The organism is Acinetobacter sp. GW821-FHT01E09, from assembly GCF_059422385.1.
On record NZ_JBWKWU010000001.1, the window covers coordinates 112700 to 134484 of the forward strand.

The 21785-nt window shown below is 38.1% G+C and carries 20 protein-coding genes and 1 pseudogene; 12 read left to right on the forward strand and 9 right to left on the reverse strand.

All coding sequences use genetic code 11. The annotated features are described in order from the left end of the window. Window positions 1–263: 263 nt before the first annotated feature. A complete protein-coding gene (locus tag AC07U8_RS00470) occupies window positions 264–1550 on the reverse strand; it encodes a hypothetical protein (protein ID WP_096732514.1) in 1287 nt (428 codons plus the stop codon). Window positions 1551–1627: 77 nt separating this feature from the next. On the opposite strand from AC07U8_RS00470, the gene serB reads away from it, so the two are divergent. From serB to AC07U8_RS00485, 3 genes are all read left to right on the forward strand, one after another. Further along, window positions 1628–2848: a phosphoserine phosphatase SerB gene (serB, locus tag AC07U8_RS00475; protein WP_004718743.1), complete on the forward strand. Its 1221-nt coding sequence runs from the start codon at window positions 1628–1630 to the stop codon at window positions 2846–2848. Between the two features lie 430 nt (window positions 2849–3278). Beyond that, window positions 3279–3593, forward strand: coding sequence for a ciprofloxacin tolerance protein AciT (aciT, locus tag AC07U8_RS00480; protein WP_004818318.1), 315 nt, complete (start codon window positions 3279–3281; stop codon window positions 3591–3593). 216 nt (window positions 3594–3809) lie between these two features. Beyond that, window positions 3810–4289 carry an SCP2 sterol-binding domain-containing protein gene (locus AC07U8_RS00485; protein ID WP_004718739.1) on the forward strand — a complete coding sequence of 160 codons (480 nt, stop codon included), beginning with the start codon at window positions 3810–3812 and terminating at the stop codon, window positions 4287–4289. Window positions 4290–4383: 94 nt separating this feature from the next. On the opposite strand, the gene dtd is transcribed toward AC07U8_RS00485, so the two are convergent. Next, window positions 4384–4824: a D-aminoacyl-tRNA deacylase gene (gene dtd / locus AC07U8_RS00490; protein WP_004818319.1), complete on the reverse strand. Its 441-nt coding sequence runs from the start codon at window positions 4822–4824 to the stop codon at window positions 4384–4386. Window positions 4825–5103: 279 nt separating this feature from the next. Between dtd and pncB the strand changes: the two genes are divergently transcribed. The 3 genes from pncB (at window position 5104) to asd (ending at window position 8119) form a co-directional block, all read left to right on the forward strand. After that, on the forward strand, window positions 5104–6330 hold the full coding sequence (gene pncB, locus AC07U8_RS00495; RefSeq protein WP_494737109.1) for a nicotinate phosphoribosyltransferase: 1227 nt from the start codon (window positions 5104–5106) through the stop codon (window positions 6328–6330). A gap of 92 nt (window positions 6331–6422) precedes the next feature. After that, window positions 6423–7271 (forward strand): sulfurtransferase, encoded by an 849-nt coding sequence (locus AC07U8_RS00500; RefSeq protein ID WP_034611324.1) that lies wholly within the window; start codon window positions 6423–6425, stop codon window positions 7269–7271. After that, window positions 7268–8119 (forward strand): archaetidylserine decarboxylase, encoded by an 852-nt coding sequence (asd, locus tag AC07U8_RS00505; protein WP_096732518.1) that lies wholly within the window; start codon window positions 7268–7270, stop codon window positions 8117–8119. Before AC07U8_RS00500 ends, asd begins: the two co-directional genes overlap by 4 nt. Before the next feature lie 112 nt (window positions 8120–8231). Here the strand turns inward: asd and AC07U8_RS00510 are convergent, their stop codons facing one another. The 5 genes from AC07U8_RS00510 to AC07U8_RS00530 all read right to left on the reverse strand — a co-directional run bounded on the left by AC07U8_RS00510 (window position 8232) and on the right by AC07U8_RS00530 (window position 12558). After that, entirely contained in the window at window positions 8232–8630 is a 399-nt protein-coding gene (locus AC07U8_RS00510; protein WP_096732520.1) for a hypothetical protein, read from the reverse strand. A gap of 426 nt (window positions 8631–9056) precedes the next feature. Beyond that, window positions 9057–9491 carry a hypothetical protein gene (locus AC07U8_RS00515; RefSeq protein WP_096732522.1) on the reverse strand — a complete coding sequence of 145 codons (435 nt, stop codon included), beginning with the start codon at window positions 9489–9491 and terminating at the stop codon, window positions 9057–9059. A 24-nt stretch (window positions 9492–9515) separates the two neighbouring features. Further along, complete coding sequence (phoR, locus tag AC07U8_RS00520) at window positions 9516–10874, reverse strand: phosphate regulon sensor histidine kinase PhoR (protein WP_096732524.1); 1359 nt, start codon at window positions 10872–10874, stop codon at window positions 9516–9518. A gap of 25 nt (window positions 10875–10899) precedes the next feature. Further along, window positions 10900–11610, reverse strand: a complete 711-nt coding sequence (gene phoB / locus AC07U8_RS00525) for a phosphate regulon transcriptional regulator PhoB (RefSeq protein ID WP_004718724.1) — start codon at window positions 11608–11610, stop codon at window positions 10900–10902. Between the two features lie 273 nt (window positions 11611–11883). Further along, window positions 11884–12558, reverse strand: coding sequence for a TetR/AcrR family transcriptional regulator (locus AC07U8_RS00530; protein WP_446083997.1), 675 nt, complete (start codon window positions 12556–12558; stop codon window positions 11884–11886). 212 nt (window positions 12559–12770) lie between these two features. Between AC07U8_RS00530 and AC07U8_RS00535 the strand changes: the two genes are divergently transcribed. The 3 genes from AC07U8_RS00535 (at window position 12771) to AC07U8_RS00545 (ending at window position 16093) form a co-directional block, all read left to right on the forward strand. Then, complete coding sequence (locus AC07U8_RS00535; RefSeq protein WP_494737110.1) at window positions 12771–13616, forward strand: SDR family NAD(P)-dependent oxidoreductase; 846 nt, start codon at window positions 12771–12773, stop codon at window positions 13614–13616. Between the two features lie 208 nt (window positions 13617–13824). Then, window positions 13825–14622 (forward strand): hypothetical protein, encoded by a 798-nt coding sequence (locus tag AC07U8_RS00540; protein ID WP_494737111.1) that lies wholly within the window; start codon window positions 13825–13827, stop codon window positions 14620–14622. Further along, on the forward strand, window positions 14603–16093 hold the full coding sequence (locus AC07U8_RS00545; RefSeq protein ID WP_494737112.1) for a YncE family protein: 1491 nt from the start codon (window positions 14603–14605) through the stop codon (window positions 16091–16093). Before AC07U8_RS00540 ends, AC07U8_RS00545 begins: the two co-directional genes overlap by 20 nt. A 60-nt stretch (window positions 16094–16153) precedes the next feature. Here the strand turns inward: AC07U8_RS00545 and AC07U8_RS00550 are convergent, their stop codons facing one another. Continuing rightward, a complete protein-coding gene (locus AC07U8_RS00550; RefSeq protein ID WP_004718718.1) occupies window positions 16154–17521 on the reverse strand; it encodes an MATE family efflux transporter in 1368 nt (455 codons plus the stop codon). A 127-nt stretch (window positions 17522–17648) separates the two neighbouring features. Then, a complete protein-coding gene (locus tag AC07U8_RS00555) occupies window positions 17649–18803 on the reverse strand; it encodes a methionine aminotransferase (protein WP_096732530.1) in 1155 nt (384 codons plus the stop codon). A 495-nt stretch (window positions 18804–19298) separates the two neighbouring features. On the opposite strand from AC07U8_RS00555, the gene AC07U8_RS00560 reads away from it, so the two are divergent. From AC07U8_RS00560 to AC07U8_RS00570, 3 genes and pseudogenes are all read left to right on the forward strand, one after another. Further along, entirely contained in the window at window positions 19299–20030 is a 732-nt protein-coding gene (locus AC07U8_RS00560) for a hypothetical protein (protein ID WP_151801850.1), read from the forward strand. 11 nt (window positions 20031–20041) lie between these two features. After that, window positions 20042–20380 (forward strand): hypothetical protein, encoded by a 339-nt coding sequence (locus AC07U8_RS00565; RefSeq protein ID WP_151801849.1) that lies wholly within the window; start codon window positions 20042–20044, stop codon window positions 20378–20380. Window positions 20381–20475: 95 nt separating this feature from the next. Beyond that, window positions 20476–21556, forward strand: a pseudogene (locus AC07U8_RS00570) (IS3 family transposase). Window positions 21557–21785: the final 229 nt, after the last annotated feature.

Below are 21785 nucleotides of genomic sequence, written 5' to 3' on the forward strand. Positions count from 1 at the left end.
CACGCTAGTCCCGAAGGGTTGTAGCTAAAATTATCTCAGCCTATGTTATGAAACTCGAAAATAGCCTCGCTATTCTCATTCATGCTTTAGACGTATACGTCTCATGTTCAATTTTAACCTACAACGCAAACCATTTATGAAATGTCAGCAGACCCCAGAAACTCATTTCGAAAAAAATAAGATTAACTTATCGGAAATTGAGCGTAATAAAAGAAAAACCCTCGCACTTTAAAAAAGAGGAGGGCTTGATAGATGGTAAATACTTAATTCTCTGAGATTGCTTCAGAATTCGGTGTATTTTTCTTACCTTTTAAAATCTCAGTACGAATATTTTGTGCAAGTTCAGCACAGTCATTATTCATACCATTGATCATAAATGAGTGACGGGTCAACACATTGGTTGGATTTGGTAAGGCAACCAATTGATAACAATCACCAATATGCTTGAGTTGATCATTGCTTAAATACAATGCCATTTCTTTGGCAATTAAATGATTCACCAAGCGCTCAGCAGCTTGAGACGCATCAAGTTGCATCGCCTCTACTGAGGTGGTGACCGCACAACGCGTCTGTAACACAAAGCGCTTGTCTTCACGGTAACGTTTATACAGAACTTCCGACAGTAATTGAAATACCGAACCAACCATTAATATAGATTGTGCTGCATTGGGTTTTTCAGCATCAATACTCAGGATTGCGCCATTCTGATTAAATTCTTGATGAATGGTGAAATCTTTTGCATTCAATTTGAAATGCTGTGCGCAAAGTTCAATACTTTTATTCAGAAAAATCTGACATAAATTAAAATAAGGCAGTGAAACCGACTGGTTGACCGTATTCATCAGTTGTTTCGGATCATAGTACTGAATATTCAGCGCCAAAATCTCTTGGTCATTTTCCAGTGTTGTGGTTACAGGCGTTTTGGGTTCAGGTTTTGCTTTGGCTTGCGCTTGTTGTTGAGCTTGCGCAATCGCAATCGTGCGGTTGGCTTTCTCCGCTTCAAGTGCTTCAGTCAGTTGTTGAATTTCGTGTTTTAAGCGGGCTTCATTGTTGATGCGAGCCAAAAATTCACTGCGCGTTGGGCGAGCGATGGCACGGTAGGCCAACCATAAAAAGGTATGAATTAATAAGGACACTAAAATAGCCAGCCATTGGGTCCGTAAAATTTCACCAATACTTGGCTTGATCAAGGTAATTTCAATTGTGCCGACTTTTTTCTCGTTCTGTAATGCATCACGAACAAAAACTTCACCTTGACGAGTTTTTGCCATACCACTGGTTGCCAGCACTTGTTTTTTAGCATCCAGTATTCGAATCGAAGCCACGCTTGGATTGGTCGCATAGCGATTTGCCAACAGCGCCAATGACACCGTATTTGCGGGTTCGAGTTCAGATAGGCTGTCCGTGACCAATTGGCTGGTCATGAGTTGGCCTTGGCTGGCACGGTTTTCATTTAACTGATGTGTTGTTGCAACTACCAATAAAAAGGTATGAAATGCAAAACTTACAATAAGTAGGCTAGCAAATAGCCCTTGTCTTGGCGCATTCAACGTAAACTTCCAAAGCAAAAAATTTCGATTTCGATTATGATTCTTCCAATTGTTGTAGCTCAGACCCGAGTCAATTCATGCGAGAAATCATTCTTATTTCATTTTTAGGACCTGACCAACCCAATCAGTTTACTCGATTAATGCAAGTGTTGTCCGTACATTCTTTGCAAATATTAGATGTAGGACAGGCGGTCATCCATAATCAATTGACTTTAGGTATTGTAGTGTCGTCAAACGATCAAACTGCAACAGCTTTAGCCATGAAAGACATCCTTATTTTAGCACATGATATTGGTTTAACCGTTCGTTTTAAGCCGATTTCAGGCGCAGAATATGACCAATGGGTGAGTGAAGGTGGGCGCACACGTTATATCGTGACCGCTTTAGCACCAGAGCTCACAGCCGAACATCTACAAGCGGTAACCAATATTGTTTCAAGTCAAGGTTTTAACATTGAAACAGTGACGCGCTTGTCGGGTCGTCCCGAACGTAATGGACACCAAGATGGGCTGAAACGTTCATGTGTTCAATTCGGTTTGAGTGGGCAAATGCTGGATGCACAGGCGATGCGTGCCGCATGTTTACGGCTTTCTGCTGAATTAAATATTGATGTCGCGGTGCAGGAAGACAATGCCTATCGCCGTAATCGTCGCTTAGTCTGCTTCGACATGGACTCGACTTTGATTGAGCAAGAAGTGATTGACGAACTTGCTAAAGAAGCAGGGGTGGGCGATAAAGTCGCTGAAATCACTGAACGTGCAATGCAAGGGGAGTTGGATTTTCAACAAAGTTTCCGTGCACGCGTTGCGTTACTTAAAGGCCTTGATGCCACAGTATTGCCTCAAATTGCTGAACGACTAACCGTGACAGAAGGTGCCGAGCGGTTAATCTCGACACTGAAATCATTGGGTTATAAAACTGCGATTTTATCTGGTGGTTTTCAGTACTTTGCTGAATATCTACAAGAAAAATTGGGCATTGATGAAGTGCATGCCAATATCCTCGATGTTGAAAATGGTGTCGTGACAGGTGAGGTTAAAGGCCATATCGTTGATGGAGCGCGCAAGGCGTATCTGTTGACTGAATTGGCTGGGAAAATGGGGATTTCACCTGAGCAAGCGATTGCGGTTGGAGATGGTGCAAACGATTTGCCGATGCTTTCAATTGCCGGGCTCGGAGTCGCATTCCGTGCGAAACCTGTGGTTCGTCAAAATGCCAATCAAGCCATTTCAAGTGTAGGTCTAGATGGTGTGCTTTATCTTTTAGGCGTGCATGATAAAGATTTGTCCCGTGCTTAAATGACATGGGTTATATTGCAGAATCATGACAAATAGCGACTTTAAGTCGCTATTTTTTATTTGAAAATGAATCACTTTGCTGCCATTCGCGCTCAATAAAACAGCTTGATAAAAATATTCGTTTTAGAACTTAAAAAAAGTTTTTCAGGGATTAAAAGCTGTGTGTATTTTTTTGTAATGACACTGCATGATTGATGGTAATTAGATTGTGAGAAAAACAGGATTCTTAAAAAATGTAATGACAAATGAATGTTGCGACAAAGTGTGTCGTTTAAGCAGAAAACAGCGCTTTCCTTCTCTTAAAAACTATACATAATGCAAAGCATAAGCTTCTATAAGGTGATTTAAGAAAAATTATAAAGCTTGAAATTGTTGTGAAACACCTATTTAAACGGTTTTTTTATAAGGCATCATTTTGACGGAGGTTGTTATGGTATCAACAACATTTGCAACATTGATTGGATTCGGTCTAATTGCTGCAGCGTTGGCTACCGTGTTCTTTTCCCCTTATCGTCATTGGTTAGGGTTTATGTTTGCAGGCATGATCTTCTGGGGCACCTTGGAAGCAATGCGTTATAGTGTACAGAACATCTTTGATATTTCGGTCGCATATAGCTATTTAACCGCGATTATGTTGGCGATGTCTGCATTGATTGCACTCTTATTGCGTGAAGACAGTCGTGCACAAAAAGCATTGGCAAATCGCCAATATATTGAACATACCCCAGTCTATGAAGATGAATAAGTTTTGAGTGAAAACTTCAGTCAATATGAACGCTAAGATAACAATAGTGACTTTAATTACACGAAAAAAATCAATTTAGACATTCCAAGGTATATCATAATGGTATACCTTTTTTTCAGTTTATACTTTGCTCTGAAAGCCATGTCTACGCAATGACAAGTTATGCTAGGATGAGCAAATTCGAATCTAATTTAAAAAACAACAGGCTTAAATGTCATGAAACTTTCTGCAATTCCAGTTGTGAAGTTACCAATCGTTGATGCAAGTACAGATCCACTGGATTTGCTTGTATTGGGTTTAGCACTTCGTATGAAACAATTGGCTCGTACCAGTCCAAAATTTATTGAATTGACCCATGACCGTCAGTTCCGCATTCAGATTGGTACCGACTTGGGCGTGGCACGCCAAATCATTGTGAACAATGGTCAAATTGATACAGTTTCAGGTGCTGAACAAAAAGCTGATTTTGTTTTACAGTTTGCTGACAGTGAGCAAGGTGTAAAAACTTTGGTAAAAGGCGATCCAACGGCTTTTATGACGGGTATGCAAAACGGCAGTATCAAAATGGAAGGCGATTTCAGTTTGTTGGTCTGGTTTAACCAAGTGGCTAAACTGATTCCACCAAAAGTTCCAAAACCAGTAAAAGACAAAATTAAATTGGCACGCCAATTCTTAAAAGAGAAGATTGGACGCTAAGCGAATCGAAAATCCTAAAAAGCCCGATCAGATCGGGCTTTTTAGGATTTAAACATTGGTATTAAGATCAATGTTTTGATTATTCAGCTTTTAATTATTCAACTTCTAAGTTAAAGGTCACAGGCCCATCATTGACCAAATGCACTTTCATATCCGCTGCGAAAATACCTGTCTCAACATTTTTAAATTGTGATCGAGCATAATCAACCAATTGTTGATACAGTGCCTGAGCTTCAGCGGGCGGCATGGCTGGTCCAAAGTCTGGACGCAAGCCTTTTTGCGTTTGTGCCATTAAGGTGAATTGAGAAACCAATAAAATCCCACCATTGGCTTGGCTGACATTCCAGCCCATTTTGCCTTGTTCGTCATCAAAGAAACGATATTTCAAAATTTTATCAATTAATTTTTGACCTTTTTCAAAATTGTCTTCCTTCGCTAAGCCGAGAAAAACCAAAATTCCTTTTTGAATTTCTCCAGTAGTTTCACCATCAACAACGACTTTGGCTTCTAACACTCTTTGTAATAATGCGCGCATATAAACAATAAGACTAAAATACGATAACGCTATTCTAACAGGGAAAACCCAGTAAGTTGATGAGAGTAAGCCATTGATGAAAAGTTGAAGCTAATGATAAGTTTTTGAATAAAAATAGAATTTATAAAATTATCATATGGGCAGATAAATTGAAAAAATAATTCTGCTGAGATTTATGTTGAGCTTAACTGAAAATATAGTTCATCACTTATAAATGATTACGTTATCTCAGCGAAAAATATGCTTTAATAAAAACAGCATAGCGAAATTAAAATAGATATGGCGCCAATCATCCAATCCTTGCTCGATACAGATTTATATAAATTTACCATGTTACAAGTGGTGCTACATAAATTTCCTCAAACGCACAGTGTGTATCATTTTCGCTGTCGTAATCTAGATGCTACGGTTTATCCCCTGACGGATATTCTGGATGATTTGAACGAGCAGCTCGATCATCTCTGCTTACTCAAATTCCAAGAAGATGAATTGCAATATTTACGCAGTATGCGTTTTATCAAAAGTGATTTTGTCGACTATTTAGAATTATTCCAACTCAAACGCCGTTTTATTAAAGCGGGTATTGATGAACAAGGCCGTTTAGACATTTGGGTTGAAGGCCCAATGGTTCAGGCGATGATGTTTGAAATTTTTGTTCTGGCGATTGTCAATGAACTCTATTTTAGCCGGATTCGTAATGATGACATTTATGTTGAAGGTGAACGCCGTCTACAAGCCAAAGTTGAATTATTAAAGAAATTTGAACAGCAACAAGGCACTCAAGCTCCGCCATTTTTAGTCTCAGATTTTGGTACTCGTCGTCGTTATAGTCTAGATTGGCAAAGACATGTGATCCAGACTTTCCATGCAGCTTTACCCAATGTGTTTAGAGGTACCAGTAATGTCCTTTTGGCAAAGGAATTAAATATTCATCCAATTGGTACCATGGCGCATGAGTTTCTACAAGCATTCCAAGCGCTAGATGTCCGTTTAAGAGATTTTCAAAAAGCAGCTTTAGAAACCTGGGTACAAGAGTATCGTGGTGATCTGGGCATTGCCTTGACCGATGTGGTCGGTATGGATGCATTCTTACAAGATTTTGATTTGTATTTTGCCAAGTTATTCGATGGTTTACGTCATGACAGTGGTGACCCATTTGAATGGGGCGATAAAGCTTATCAACACTACCGAAAACTGAAAATTGATACCAAAACCAAGATGCTAACCTTTAGTGATGGATTAGACATTGAGCGTGCGTGGGCGTTATATCAATACTTTAAAGATCGTTTTCAAGTCAGTTTTGGTATTGGTACCAATTTGACCAATGATATGGGGCAAACGCCACTCAATATTGTGTTAAAACTGGTGGAGTGTAATGGTCAATCTGTGGCGAAAATTTCAGATAGTCCCGGAAAAACCATGACGGATAACGATACTTTCTTGGCTTACTTACGACAGGTCTTTGAAATACCTGAAGTTGTCGAAGCAGTGAAAATTGATATCTGAATTTTTGCTAAAAGAATGTGAAAAATCAGCATATTGGTAAAAAACACTGTGCTAAGATCATTTGTGCTCAAGGTCTTAAAATAGAAAAACGTATGACTACACCAGCCTTTAACTTCGAATTACTCATAGAAGCAGAACAACTTGTGCCATTTTTAGGGCATGACAAAATTCGTATTGTCGATCTAAGTCGTAGCTCTGTGTATGATCAATTACATATTCCACATGCATTACATGTTAAACCACAACTGTTGGTTCGACAGGAAGAACAAGCTTCAGGGTTATTGCCCGATGAGGACGGTTTAAAAGCGCTGATTGAGTATTTAAACATCTCTCCAGAACATCATGTCGTGGTCTACGATGATGAAGGCGGTGCTTGGGCTGGGCGTTTGATCTGGAACTTACATTGCCTTGGTTTTTATAATACCAGCTTACTCAATGGCGGAATTCATGCATGGTTAGCAGCAGGCTATCCGACTTCGGCTGAAGCAGAAAGTTTTAGCAAAGTTGAACCCTTAGTTACCGTCAATTTACAACATCTTGATCAACACCGAATTGAATATGCCAAACTGTTGCAAAAGGTTGAACAGCAAGCGATTCAAGTTTGGGATTGTCGAACTTCAGAAGAATATACGGGACAGCGTTTAGCAGCGCGACGCGGCGGTCACATTCCAAGTGCACAACATTTTGAATGGAGTACTGCAATTAATCGTCAAAATCATTTAAAATTGCATCCTCTAGAACGCACGCAACAACGTCTAGAACAATTAGGCTTTCAATTTGACCAGCCTGTGGTGGTGTATTGTCAGTCACATCATCGTTCTGGTCTGGCTTATATCTTGGGTCGGTTATTGGATTGGAATATTCAAGCCTATGATGGTGCGTGGAGCGAGTGGGGCAATCGCCTCGATAGTCCAATTATTACTGGAGAATCACCTGCGTGAGTCTTACATCAACGTTAAAAAAACAAATTTTTATCCAAGCACAAAAAGTCATTCCGCAACAGCAACTCAGCCGTGTTGTTGGTAAAGTTGCAGCCAGTGAAAATCCAATTGTTAAAAATTTAGCGATTCAAGCATTTAAAGCACAGTATGGGATAGACCTTTCTATTGCTGAGCAAAGTGATGCTTTAAAATATAAATCATTCAATGAATTTTTTACCCGGGCCTTAAAAGACGGTGTTCGAGAAATTGACACAGATCAGACCAGTATTGTCTCTCCAGCAGATGGTGCAATTTCTCAGTTGGGTAAAATTAAAGATGGTGATGTATTTCAGGCCAAAGGCCAAAGTTTTTCTGTAGACAAACTGATTGGCGATCCACAATTGGCTGCACCATTTATCAATGGTGAATTTGCCACGGTTTATTTGTCACCACGTGATTATCACCGTGTCCATATGCCATTTGCAGGAACGTTGACAGAAACCTTGTATATCCCTGGTGAGTTATTTTCTGTAAACCAGACTACAGCAGAGAATATTCCAGGTTTATTTGCGCGTAATGAGCGTATGGTATGTTTGTTTGATACCGAATTAGGACGTATGGCGGTTGTTCTAGTGGGTGCAATGATCGTTGCAGGAATTGAAACTGTGGCGACTGGTAAAGTAAAACCAACAGGGCGTTTAGAGTTAAACCAGCATGATTTGGCCTTAGAAAAGGGTGCTGAACTTGGACGTTTTTATTTAGGTTCAACCGCAGTTGTATTGTTTGAACAGAATAAAATCACTTGGGATGAACAGTTTAAAGCCAATTCTATTGTGGTGATGGGTGAAGCTTTAGGGCATAAAATATAATTGAGATCAATGGATCATTATATTTTTCAAATGGTTGATTGAGATTGACTCTGTATCACTTTGAGTAACAGAGTCAAGCTCACAAAGCCGAATAAGATTTGATGTAAGCCTGTTATAAGCGGTTCTTTTCAGCCTTAAAAGAAACCACTTTCCATTCAGAGACTCGTCCGTCTTGTCCAAATTTAATCTTCCATTCCTTCCACCAGACATTGGAATAACTACACATATATTGGATCACAACACCTTGATCCATGCCTTGTCCACATTGTTCGGTTGTTATTCCCATATCGGAACGTATCCAATAAAAAAATAATTGCCCTCCATCCTTATCAACGCCAGTCCTATAAGGCTTTCCCCATACTGGTCCGTATTTTCCTTCACGATTGGTATTCATCATCTCATTTGCGGTTTTACCTGTTAGATCGTTATAAGAGAGTTTTGCTATGGTCGTAGCACACCCACTCAGTAATAATCCTAAAACAGCTGCAATAGAAAATTTATATTTATTCATTGTAATGTCCATTTTTTGGTGTGTTGATATTTATGAATAGTTTTTTATAAAAATAACTGATGATAAAATAATGCTTAAAATCAGATATATTTCTCAATATATTTCACTAATGTGACTTGGTCAACATTAATATAAGTAAGCTTTATTTTTATAATCTAAAGTCATTTATTCAGCTTGATCTCGAATTTTATTATGAAGATATACAGCACACGTCTGAGTATGAATTTTCGTTATGGCATAAGTGCTTTTTGAGGAAAACGATTTTAAAAGTTGAATATCGTTTTTTAGTATTAATTTCCAAGATATTTTGATTGCATCAAAACATTTTTCACAATGGTAAATACACAAGCAGTGCGAGCTATTTGGCGGTTCTTTCTATGTAATAGCAACCCAATAAAAGTGTGTGGTTAAACCCAGAATATATTTTTAGATCAATCCCGATGCATTGAAATAAGACAGCTTTAAAGCCTGTGCATCTGCTAGGGCATTGTGTGGGTTTTCAGAGGGGACATGGGTTTCAATTGGGTCTTGCATCCATAATTGCATGGTCAGCGGAGGTGTTCGGATACATTTCCCCGCAGAAAGTACCAGACTACGGGTAAACAAGGCAAAGTCTTCTGGCCAATCTGCCACAATTTCAAGACTAGAATATTGAGATAAATAAAACTGTAAGCGACTTTGAAATTGCGCTAAGGAAATCGGTTCTTGATTTAAACGAGGCATGACATGGTCTTTAACCCAAGTAATGGGGTCAGCGCATGCTAAAACTTCATAAAAATGTTGATTATTTTCGTCAACCAATGCCAGTGAAATTAATTCACCACCAAAGCCATTAAACTCACAATCTAAAAATAGTTTCATCAGAATTAATCAAAAAATCAAATATTAACCTGCAAAATCAAGGCGCTCTTTGGGGAAAACCACTCTAAAAATAGACCCCTGATTTTCTTTAGAATCAATTTCTAAATATGCATTATGTTGCATTAAAACATGCTTCACAATGGCAAGCCCTAAACCTGTTCCACCCGTTTGACGGCTTCGTGCACTATCTACACGATAAAAGCGTTCGGTTAAACGTGGAATATGTTTTGGGTCAATTCCGATCCCGGTATCTTCAACAGTGAAATAACCATGTTCACTGTCATCATGCCAGCCGATTGTAACAGTGCCACCTTTAGGGGTGTATTTAATCGCATTGGTGATTAAATTACTAAACGCACTGGCAAGCTCTGCATCAGAACCAATTAAGTCACAATGACTGTCGATATCTAAATTTAAAGTATGTCCATAATCGACATTGTAGGCTTGTGCATCATCAAAAAGCTGATTCATCAAATTCGGCATATCGATGATTTGATTTTTTGCGATCTGTTTATTGCCTTCCAAACGTGAAAGCAAGAGTAAGTCATTGACTAAGGCATTCATACGACGTGTTTGCGATTGCATCTGTTCAAAAGCACGTTTCCAGCGCGGATTTAAATCTTCTTGGTCGGTAAAGGTTTCGATATAACCACTGAGTACTGTCAGCGGGGTACGAAGTTCATGTGAAATATTGTCGACAAAGTCTTTGCGCATCTGTTCCAGATTATGTACACGTGTGACATCGTAAGCGACGAGCAAACGGCTTTCACTACCAAAACGTGTCAGTTTAATCTGTACATAATGCTCTTCATAAACCGAAGATTTTATTTTAATGCCATCTGGAGATTGGTCGATATTATTAAAATATTCAATAAAGCTCGGTTGGCGGATAATGGTCAAGATATTACGACCACGATCTAGCGGTTGAATGCCCAACAGTCTTTCCGCAGCAGGATTCCACCATTCAATTTGATGTAATTCATCCGTTAAAACCACAGCTTCGGCTAAAGCAATCAGTGAGGATTGCGCACGATCAATCAATCCGACCATTTCAGCTTGAACAACCCGTTCTTGGCGTTGTGCACGATAAACATTAAAAAGCAGCGCACCCCAAATACCTTCTAGATTGGGCGGAGAATCATAAGGACGATTCGAAATCCACTCATTGACCAAGTATAAAGAGCGTAATTGAAATAGAAAAAAAACAGCAAAACCGATGGAAATACAAATCCAAAAATACCCTATCCCTAAACCAATAAATCCGCCAATAATGAGTAAAAAACCAAGTAGGCGTAAATCTTGTTTTGCAAATTCCCACAAGCTACTATAACGGAATTTTTTATGTTCTCGTGCAAGATCTGGGACGGGGTAGGGTTCATACATAGAAATTTATTTACCTTGAGAATGCTTAACCTAAAGCAACATCTGCACGGGTAGAGAAGCGATAACCCGTTCCACGCACAGTTTGTACGTAGCGATCAGCGCCATAAGGTTCAAGCACTTTACGTAAGCGGCGGATGTGTACGTCTATGGTACGGTCTTCAATATACACGTTACCACCCCAGACCTGATCAAGTAACTGGGCACGTGTATAAGCACGTTCAGGATGTGTCATAAAGAATGCCAATAAGCGGTATTCCGTTGGACCCATTTCTAAAATATTATCACTAAAACTGACGCGTTGGCTCACTGGATCAAGTATTAATCCATTGGCATCAATGGTTTTTTCGCCACTCAGTGCATTGGCACGACGAAGGACAGCTTTGATACGCGACACCAATTCACGAGTAGAGAATGGTTTGGTCATATAGTCGTCTGCACCAGCATCAAGACCTTGAACCTTATGGTCTTCTTCACCACGTGCTGTCAACATGATGACTGGAATTTCTGCCAAGTTTTCATCACGTTTTAAGCGACGACATAAGTCTACACCGCTCACACCGCCAGGCATCATCCAATCGAGTAAAATCAAAGATGGTCGTTGGTCAACAATCATTTGATGGGCTTGTTTTGCATCTTCAGCTTGCAGGCATTGAAAACCTGCCATATCCAATGAGGTATGAATCATTTCTCGAATCGGAAGTTCGTCATCGACGATTAATATATAGTCATCTTTCACAACGCAATATCCTATGTATGAACGGTGTACCGTCTTTTATTTATGACAGGCTTATTACAAAGATTAATTATGACAGTATCATTGCAAAAAGAAGATGTTGACGAATTTTTGCAAAAAAATGTGACAAATAATCGTCGATATGATGAATAATCCATGACATTTTTAAATAAATGGTCAGTTTTGAGGAAAGAAATTCATTTCAACTGAACATCAAAATGCGCTATTTGCCAGTTTTGTGACGATTTTATGACAGGGTTGTTCAAGCTAAAAAGCTTATTTAGATGAAAATGAATCAATCAGCGATATAAATACAATTTCACATGCTGAGACAATTTCTTCTAGCGATTGTTTAAACCCACCCATGACCCAGCGAACCGCAATTTGAGTCACATAGCCATTTAAACCTGTGGCAACCAAGGAAATTTCTTGTTCACTGCGTTTAATATGCGGCATCATCAGCGTGACAAAGGAGTGAATTAATCGGTCGAAACGGCCCATCGTTTCATGGATCGTGGCATGATTATGCAGTTCTTGAACCAGCATGGCATCGATATAAATAATACGCGCCACACGTGGATCATTTTTTAACATGGTAAAGATTGCAGTTAAGCCACCACGAATCATATTTTTAGGATCAGGTGCTGCTTGCATGACGCCTTGCATCACGGTTTGTTGTAATTGTTCAATCAGTTGTAGAAATATGACTTGGAACAGTTCTTCACTTTTTTTGAAGGACTCATAAAAATAACGTTCAGTCAGCTTGGCTTCATTACAAATATCTTTGACGGTGACAGAAAAAAAGCCATGCGTACCATAAGCTTCAATCCCTGCTTCGATTAACTTTTCTCGACGTGCAAGTTTCCGCTCAGATAAGGACATGCCTTTAAATTGACGCTCTTTGGCAGCTTTATTTATAGTTTTCTTTTCAGTGGAAAGTGGCTCATTCATTGTAAAAAATTACTCGTGTCATATTTGATTGTCACAAAGAAGCGCTTATTTTAGCAATAAAAGCCATTGAAACCTATTCTAGAATTTTTGTATAAAAAAACATCGGCTAAATCATAATATAATATTGACAATAATGATTGTCAAAATTATATTGAGCAAGTGAGCTGCACATCACTCTGAATGCTTTGTGCGGGTTTAAAAAAGGATAGACAATGAAAAATTTTAAAAACAAAGTCGCTGCAATTACTGGTGCTGGCTCTGGTATGGGACAACAACTTGCTATTTTATTGGCAAAAGCAGGTTGTCATTTATCCATTAGTGATGTGAATGAAAAAGGTTTAGCTGAAACCGTTGAACTGGTCAAACCGTATAATGTTCGTGTGACCTCAAAGAAAGTGAATGTTGCCAAAGTTGAAGAAATGCGAGCTTGGGCTGCGGACACAGTGCAAAATCATGGTTCTGTAAACATGATTTTTAACAATGCTGGTGTAGCTTTAGGTTCTACCGTAGAAGGTGCATCTTATGACGAACTAGAATGGATCATGGATATCAATTTCTGGGGCGTTGTATACGGAACAAAAGAATTTTTGCCTTATATCAAGAAAACAGGTGATGGGCATATCATCAACATTTCGAGCTTGTTTGGTTTAACCGCGCAACCGACCCAGTCTGCATATAATGCATCTAAATTTGCAGTACGTGGTTTTACTGAATCATTACGTCAAGAATTAGATATCGAAAAGTGTGGTATATCGGCACTATGTGTCCATCCAGGCGGCATTCGTACCAATATTGCAAATGATGCGCGTATGAATGACAGTTTACGTTCTTTAGGAATGAACCCTGACAAATCAGCAAAAGCATTTAATAAACTATTGCGTATGCCACCAGAAGATGCTGCTCAACAAATGTTGGATGCTGTACTAAAAGACAAACGTCGTTTACTTATTGGAAATGATGCAAAAACCTTAGATTTAATTCAGCGTATTTTACCGACTGGATATCAAAAAATTACAGGTTTTGCGACCAAGTTTAGTAAAAAGCTAGAACCAAAATAATTGATTTATAAAATGAAAAAACCGTCAAGCTGACGGTTTTTTCATTTTAGATATTGTGAAATAATCGAATCAATTGAAAATAAAAATCAGCATGCTTTAAATTCATTAATATTCTGCGGATTGGGATTGATACAATAATTTGTTAGAATAGATCAGAAAATATTAAATTTTTATTTTTATTATAAAGATAATTTGAATTGAGCATTTTATGAAGAAAGCCATTTTAAGCCTAAGTATAGGTATGATTTTATTCGCCTCACATTTAACCTATGCTGCTACTGATCAAGAGAATGCCAGTATTTTAGACAGTGTCGCTGGTGTACAAGACCATTCAAGTCATGATACGGCAGAAAATACAGAGCTTTATAGAGCAGAAATAGAACGACTCTACCCACAATATATCAAAGAGGATGAGGATGATCGGTTATATTCAGGTTTCTTAGCAGATTATAAATATAGAAAATTTTGGTCACAATATTTTGATCGTTCTGTGCAATATCTAGACTTATATCAAACAGCTATTCACCAAGAACAATTACGCAAAATAGATCCTGATCTTTCTAAATTGGATGCGATGTTATATTCAGATTTAACCATTATTTATCAATTGCTTGATCAAGTTCAGGAAGAATTAAAACCGGTTGTGCATTTTAATCGTAGCATTGTTGATAACATTCGATTTGATCAACCTTATCCTTTATTGGATGAAGATCAGGCCAGTACTTATCGATCTGCATTACATGATATGAATGACATTCAAGAAGCGCAGAAGAAACAGCTCGTTCTATTAACCCAAATGATTGACAAGTACCAAGATCAGGTGGATGAGTTTGCAACAATTGTGTCTAAACGGGTAAAAAAGCAGCATGAAAAAAATATCGACGTATTGAATCGAAAAGTGGCGTTGATTGGGCACTATTTATCAGCCCAACTGCAAGGCTATGATGCATTTAAAGCGACCTATAGTGTATTAGATAGCTATGATCTTGAAGCCCATACAACCTAATGCCAAAAAATTCCAACAAGCTGCACAGTCAGAACAGAATATAAAAAGAGTGAAAGCGATCATGGCTGCCATCCCTTCAGGACAGGGTCAAAGTTCAGCACCCTCGCCACAGCAAAATCAGATCAGTGATTTACAACAGGCCAGTCAATATTGTAACTATCTGTGGAATGGTGAAGAGCAGCTTGATATTGGAAGCTACTTGGGGAAAACCAAGCAACAGTACATCCATGATTGTCATGAACAAAAGATCAAGATTCAAAAATTCTATGAGAGTCAGGTCTTTTTGGAAGCTGTCCCACAGCAAACCGTTATTTTATCCAATATGAATGCAATGGGAGATTATCGTCGATATGGGGACAATCTTTACTATACAGAAACAGAGAAAAATGCAGTCTATCGATTTAATCTTGTTTCATTCAAAGAGGAACTGCTTTACCAATATGCTTTAGCTGATGATGAAACTGGTTGTATGCACAACATGTGCCGAGGTGTCGGTGCAACCGATGTGGTGTTAAGCCGTGATGGCCAAATCATGTATGTGGCATCTTTGGATTATGACCAAGTTTTTGCAATCGATTTAAAGACCAAACAGGTATTGCAAAAATTTAAAGTTGAACGTTATCCACGCAAACTATTATTGGATAAACAGGGTGAAAATCTATATGTTTACAATGGTGTAGGGAACAGTATTTCACGCATCCAGTTGAAATCAGGCAAAATCACCACAGCCGCATTGCCAGCAAATTATCAGGAACACTTTTGTCGTGAAATCGATATGGTCTTTGAACCAGAGCAAAAAAGTATTCGTATTTTAGGTGATTGGGCAAATCATCCTTATATTTATATGAATACTGCGGATCTGAGTTTTTTTGAACTCAATTTTGATGTACCTGAAAAAGTTCTCTATTCCGTTGATGCGTATCGTTCAGTGGTTGAGTTTTATCAAGATTCGGAAAACCAAATTGGGATTTATGATCGACGTGTTGCAGATATTGTAAGTGTAATTAACGTCCAAGATGAACCATCTACAAATCAAGATGAGCAAGAAGACAATCGCTATACTTATCGAGAGATCTACACCAGAAGCATACCTATTTTAATGAGTTATTTAGGTGATCAATATTTGTATTATGCTGAGAAAGCCAATTTTAACCGATTCAATCAGTTAAATAGTGCCCTAGATCAACAAGATTTAGATATTTATCTACTGAATCTTGTTGACCAAACGCAAGAAAATAGCCAAAAGGTTGCATTTAAACTACCTGCCAAACCTCAGAAAATTGAACTGCTGGAAAATGGAAAAATTTTAATCTTATTTGCTGAAAGCTATCTCAATGAGCAGCAAATTTTACCGCAAGCCTTAGTCTTTGATCCGAATGATCCAGCAATTCAACAAGTGTTTGAGCGTAATAAAAGCAAGTTATTAGGGCAGTCGGAGCTTAAAGTAATTGAGCTTTATCGAAAGGATTAAAATCATCTCGATAAAGCTCAACATTATTGATTTAAATGTATGGGCAAAGTGCCGATGCATTTAAATTAAGATCTCAATCGTTTTCTTTTTCCAAACAAATTGGTAATACAAACCTTGCATTAAGCATAAGCTGAAAAAGGTCAGTGCAAGCGCATACCAAATGCCTTGTAAACCAAACCACTGACTAAATAAATAAGCACATGGAACTTCAATGAGCAGGATGGATAAAATATTAAAAATCATAGGAACAGTTACGGTTCCGCTGGCCCGCATGATTGAGGCAAAAATTGCACTGGCACCAAAGAATATAATCGACCACAACACGATAAATAATAATTGTTGACCCAATTCAATCACCGATGGATCTGTAATAAACAGCGCCATCAAATATTTTGAACAAATATAGGCCAAGAGTACCAATGAGCCTGTAATCACGATATTACTCAGCAGCGCTGTACGCGTCACTTTTGCCAGCAGTTCAGATTTCCCAGCACCAATGGCTTGAGCGGCGAAGATGGAACCTGCAATGGCAATCGACAAAGCAGGGAATTGGATATAGTTGAGCACTTGGTTGACGGCGCCATAGGCCGCTGTTGCATGTGCACCATGTTGGTTAACCAGTCCAATCACCACCAGACCTGCGACCGAGTTGGTCACCATTTGAATACCTGTCGGCACGCCCAAACGCAAAATACTGCGACTAAATTGTGGGTGATAGCGGATATGCTGGATTAACGCTGAATCTGGTCTTAAAGCATGATCTTTTTTATTCAAATAGATATAGAGAAAAGCTAAGGTCGAAATAAAGCCTAAGCCACTGGCAATCGCTGGAGCAATAATGCCGAGCTTAGGTAGACCAAAATAACCGCCAATCAAGGCTGGCGTTACAATGACGCCCACAATGATCGTCAGACTTGATGCCATCAATGGTGTAGTACTGTCACCCACACCACGTAAAATAGAGGTGTAGGTGATATAGATGAATAGAAAAGGGCTACTCATTAACATCCATTGAACATAGGGCAGTGCAAGATGCATGATTTTGGGATCTATACCCAAAAGCAATAGAATTTCTTTGGCAAAAAACACCCCTAAAAAGGCAATGATTGATCCACCAATCAGGGTCATAAATAACAATGCGCCAACAATGGTACGCACTTTTTCGATATCTTTGGCGCCCCACGCTTGCCCAACCAGCACAGTTGCGCCTGTAGATAGACCAATCACAAAAGCCAGCAATAAAAATAGAATCGGAAAAAATACCGAAATTGCGGCAATCGCTTCTACACCGAGCATCTGCCCAACAAAAATGGTATTAATTGTTCCAGATAGATTTTGCAGAATATTGGTTAGAATCAGTGGGCCGAGGAAGATTAAAAAAACCTTCCAGAACTTGGGTTGGTGAAGCATATCGGGACGAGCTGGCATCTTTTATTCTACTGTCTATTTCGAGTGTCTTTATCTTATTGATAATATAACAAACGCTGAGTAAAAAGCCTGAGTATTTCAGTAACTCAGGCTTTAATTTTAAAAAGATGATCTGTATGGATCGGGATTAAATTTGATTTAAAATTTCACAGGCCTGAATTAAAGTTTGTTCCTTTTTAGCAAAACAAAAACGCACTAAACGTAAGTTTTTAGGGGCTTGCTTATAAAAAACAGAAACTGGAATCGCCACAATTTTATGTTCTTCCGCTAAGAATTTACACATCTCTACATCATTTAAATCTGGGCGAATTTGGCTGTAGTCGACATTTTGAAAGAATGTACCTTGAGAGGGAATTAAACTGAATTTTGAATTCGCAATACCTGAAATAAACAGGTCACGCTTTTGCTGATAGAAGCTTGATAGCCCATCAATATGTTCAGGATGCTGTTGCATAAAATTAGCAAGTGCCATTTGCACGGGGGTTACGCCACAGAAGTTGGCAAATTGATAAATTTGACGGAATACTTTCATAAGCGCTGGTGTTGCAATGCAATAACCTGTTTTCCATCCTGTCACATGAAAGGTCTTACCAAAAGAACCGACCACAAAACTACGATCTCTGAGCTCTGGAAATGACAATGCTGAATAATGTTTTTCACCGTCAAAAATCAAATGCTCATAGACTTCGTCTGAAAGCACAATAATATTTTTATCTTGAATCAGTTCAATTAAATTTAACCAGTCTTGTTTAGACCAAATCGCCCCAGTTGGATTGTGTGGAGTATTTACAATTACCATACGGGTTTTATCTGTAATTGCAGATTTGACTTGATTCCAATCCACGGAAAACTCAGGCGCATTGAGTGGGATATGAATGGCTTTACCACCGACCAATTGCACGCTTGGTGCATAGCTGTCATAGCTTGGATCAAAAATAATCACTTCATCGTCTTGATGAATGATGGCTTGTATTGCACTAAAAATCCCGATCGTTGCCCCCGGGGTGATGGTGATTTCTGTGACTGGATCAAGTTGTAATTGATCACGTTTTAAAAACAGTTGCGCCAGTTGTTCTCTTAGCGCGAATAAACCATCGCCAGCAGCGTATTGGTTAAAACCGTCCAACGTTGCTTGGCTCAGTGCTTGTAGCAACGCAGGTGGTGTATCAAAGTCCGGAAAACCTTGTGACAAGTTAAGGGCGTTAAGACGATGTGCCATAGCGGTCATGATGCTAAAAATGGTGACGCCTTGAGCAGGGAGTTTGGAGTGGATTTCGATCATGACCAGACTGATTTTATAAATGGGTTGGTGGCAGTTTAGCAGGTCGTTTTAGTGAGCTGAATAGGATTAAGTAATCTATTGGTTAGGGGCGATGGGTTTTCAAGATTGATGAAGTTAGGTTTTCGATGGGCGTAATTTTTAGTTACACAATATATGGGGGATGTTGAGTTGGGATTTTTGCTTTATAGCTCCTATTATATTGATAATAAGGGTAATGTTTGACTTCGCATAACGCCCATTATGTTAAATAGAGTGGTCAATTTTAGTAGAAAACCGTATTTGACTTTTATTAGCTTAATATATAGATTATAGGTGTTCTTCATTCTATGTAATGCAAAGAATGTAAATCAATTATTTTGATTTACTTTGGTCTGCGTGAACCTTGTCTGTATGAGATCAGAATCATGGCTGTTTTATAAAGTACTTAACATTAATTAAGTTCTTTCGTTTTTTATTTAAACTCATACTAAAAAACATATTATCAAGGACTTAATCATGCGTTTTGATATATTAAAATGCCAAGTAGATTTTGCATCTACTATTGTTAAAATTGGTCATACTTATAATTTATTGCCAGTAAATATCAACTATCCATCGCATCAGCAATTTTATGAGATATTTTCAGCAGCATTAGGTCAAAAATCCTATGCCTCGCTTAAAACTAATCCTGATGTACAGCTAAGATCTGATGATCAATTGGCTCGACAACGTATTGAAAAGCTTTATTTAAAGCTTAACCCAAAAGTTAAAGCACAATATTTGTCTAAATCAATCGAATTCACTGTAAAACTTATTGAATTTATTAATATTCATGCCCCTTGTGCTGATTTCCGCCGGTTAGCACCTCAAGAAATGTTGATGATGGGTGAAGTCCGAGTTCATCCTGCAAACTCAACACTATTTAAAAAACCATCTTATAAAAGTTCTATAAGTGCAATGTATGTTCAGGCTATTAACGGTAATGATTGGCTTAAGTTATTTAGCTTACCTATTCTTCATCGTTATTATGATCAAGCTATCGATAATTGGGCAAAAGTAAATATTACAGAGGCCTTTAGTAAACAAATAAATGATGACTATATTTTAATATTTAATATTTTCTGGATTGCAAATTTTAGTAGTAGTTTGGAACCACAAAATAGAATATTTTTAAATGATGATATGTCAAAATATCAAGGTTATCCTAGTGAGTTCCAAGCTCTTATCAACTTTAATTTGTATATGTAAGGGGGAATATCATGAGAAAATTAAAAAAATGTTATCGCCCTCAAATCTCATTACCAGCTACTTTAACCTTTGAAGATGAATACTATGAATTACTAACAGTTCAATCAGAAGATTTTAGTGCTGATTATCTTATAGATATCAATGGATATTATGAAGGTTTCCGTTTAAGTGGCGATATTTCAGGATTCGGTACTGTTGCTTTTGATATTAAGCAAAATGCTTTTTATACTGGAATAATTGAGAACTATGTAGAAACCGTTGATAACTATAGTGTGGTAGACACTGCAAATTTGGTTCTCTCTGAGGAGTCATTAAATCAAATAGAAATGAGATTACCAGATAAGGACTAATTAAAAGAAGCCTCTACGATAGAGGCTTCTTTTTTAATATTGTGTCCCATCCTAGATAAGGTTGACACTTTCTAAACTTAAATTTGGAGAGTGTAATGAAAACAATAGTTAAAAGAACACAAAGAGATTACAGCTTAGCTTTTAAATTATCAGTCGTAGATCAAGTTGAAAAAGGTGAAATGACTTATAAACAAGCTCAAGACAGATATGGCATTCAAGGTTGTGCTACCGTTTTAGTTTGGTTGAGGAAGCATGGTAGATTAGATTGGAGTCAAGGCACCCCATTTCGTCATGGAGAAAAACAAATGTCTGATCCTTTACCGCTAACACCAGAACAAAGAATCAAAGAGCTTGAGCAGCAATTATATGAAACAAAAAGAAAGGCTGAGTTATTTGAAACTATCATAAACATACTCGAACGAGATTACGGAGTGAGCACCACAAAAAAGCCACAAGGCAAGCAATCAAAGAAAAGCAGACGGTAGGTTTTAGTATCACTATTTACTGAACACGATAATGGGTATCAAAATTGGTAGAGATCGGTTGTTTGATTTACTCAGAGATCATCGTTTATTAGTACAACCTAAACGCGCCTATCATAAGACAACGAATAGTCATCATCGTTTTCACAAGCATCCTAACTTGATTAAGTTTGGAATTGAGCAAGTGATACCGCAGAAACCGGAGCAGCTCTGGGTTGCAGATATAACCTATCTTCCACTAGAAACAGGAGAGGCCTATCTGAGTCTAATAACCGATGCTTGGTCTAGAAAAATAGTGGGTTATCATGTAGATGACAATTTAGGTGCAGAAGCTGTTAGCCAAGCATATATCAAAGCATTAAAGGAACGTAAAGCCCCACAATCCTCATTGATTCATCATTCAGATCGAGGTATCCAATATTGTTCAAAGAAATATCAGGAATTACATCAAAAACATAATATTCGATGTTCTATGACAGATGGGTATCTTACGAAACAGTGTTTCTCATATCAAAATGCTTTAGCTGAAAGAGTGAATGGTATATTGAAGAATAAATATTTACTTCATAAACCAAAGAGTCTTGAAGACGCTAAACGAATGGTTGCAGAGTCCATAAAAATTTATAATATTCGTAGACCGCATATGTCACTAAAATACAAAACGCCCGATGAAGTTCATCGAGCGTTTGTGTGAAATAAGTGTCAACCTATTTCAGGACTAGACATTGGAAAACTATATAATTTTTAATATTTTCTAAAATTACCATAATACACCTTATACGAAATACTTAAAGTTTTCCTTTTCGCATTAATATCTTAGCCAAAGCCGTTCCATAATTCAGTGCACTGGAACGGCTTTTGTTTGATTTTTCACGTTCCACGCTTTTTTAATCAAAATCTAAAATTATAGACAATAAAAAGTC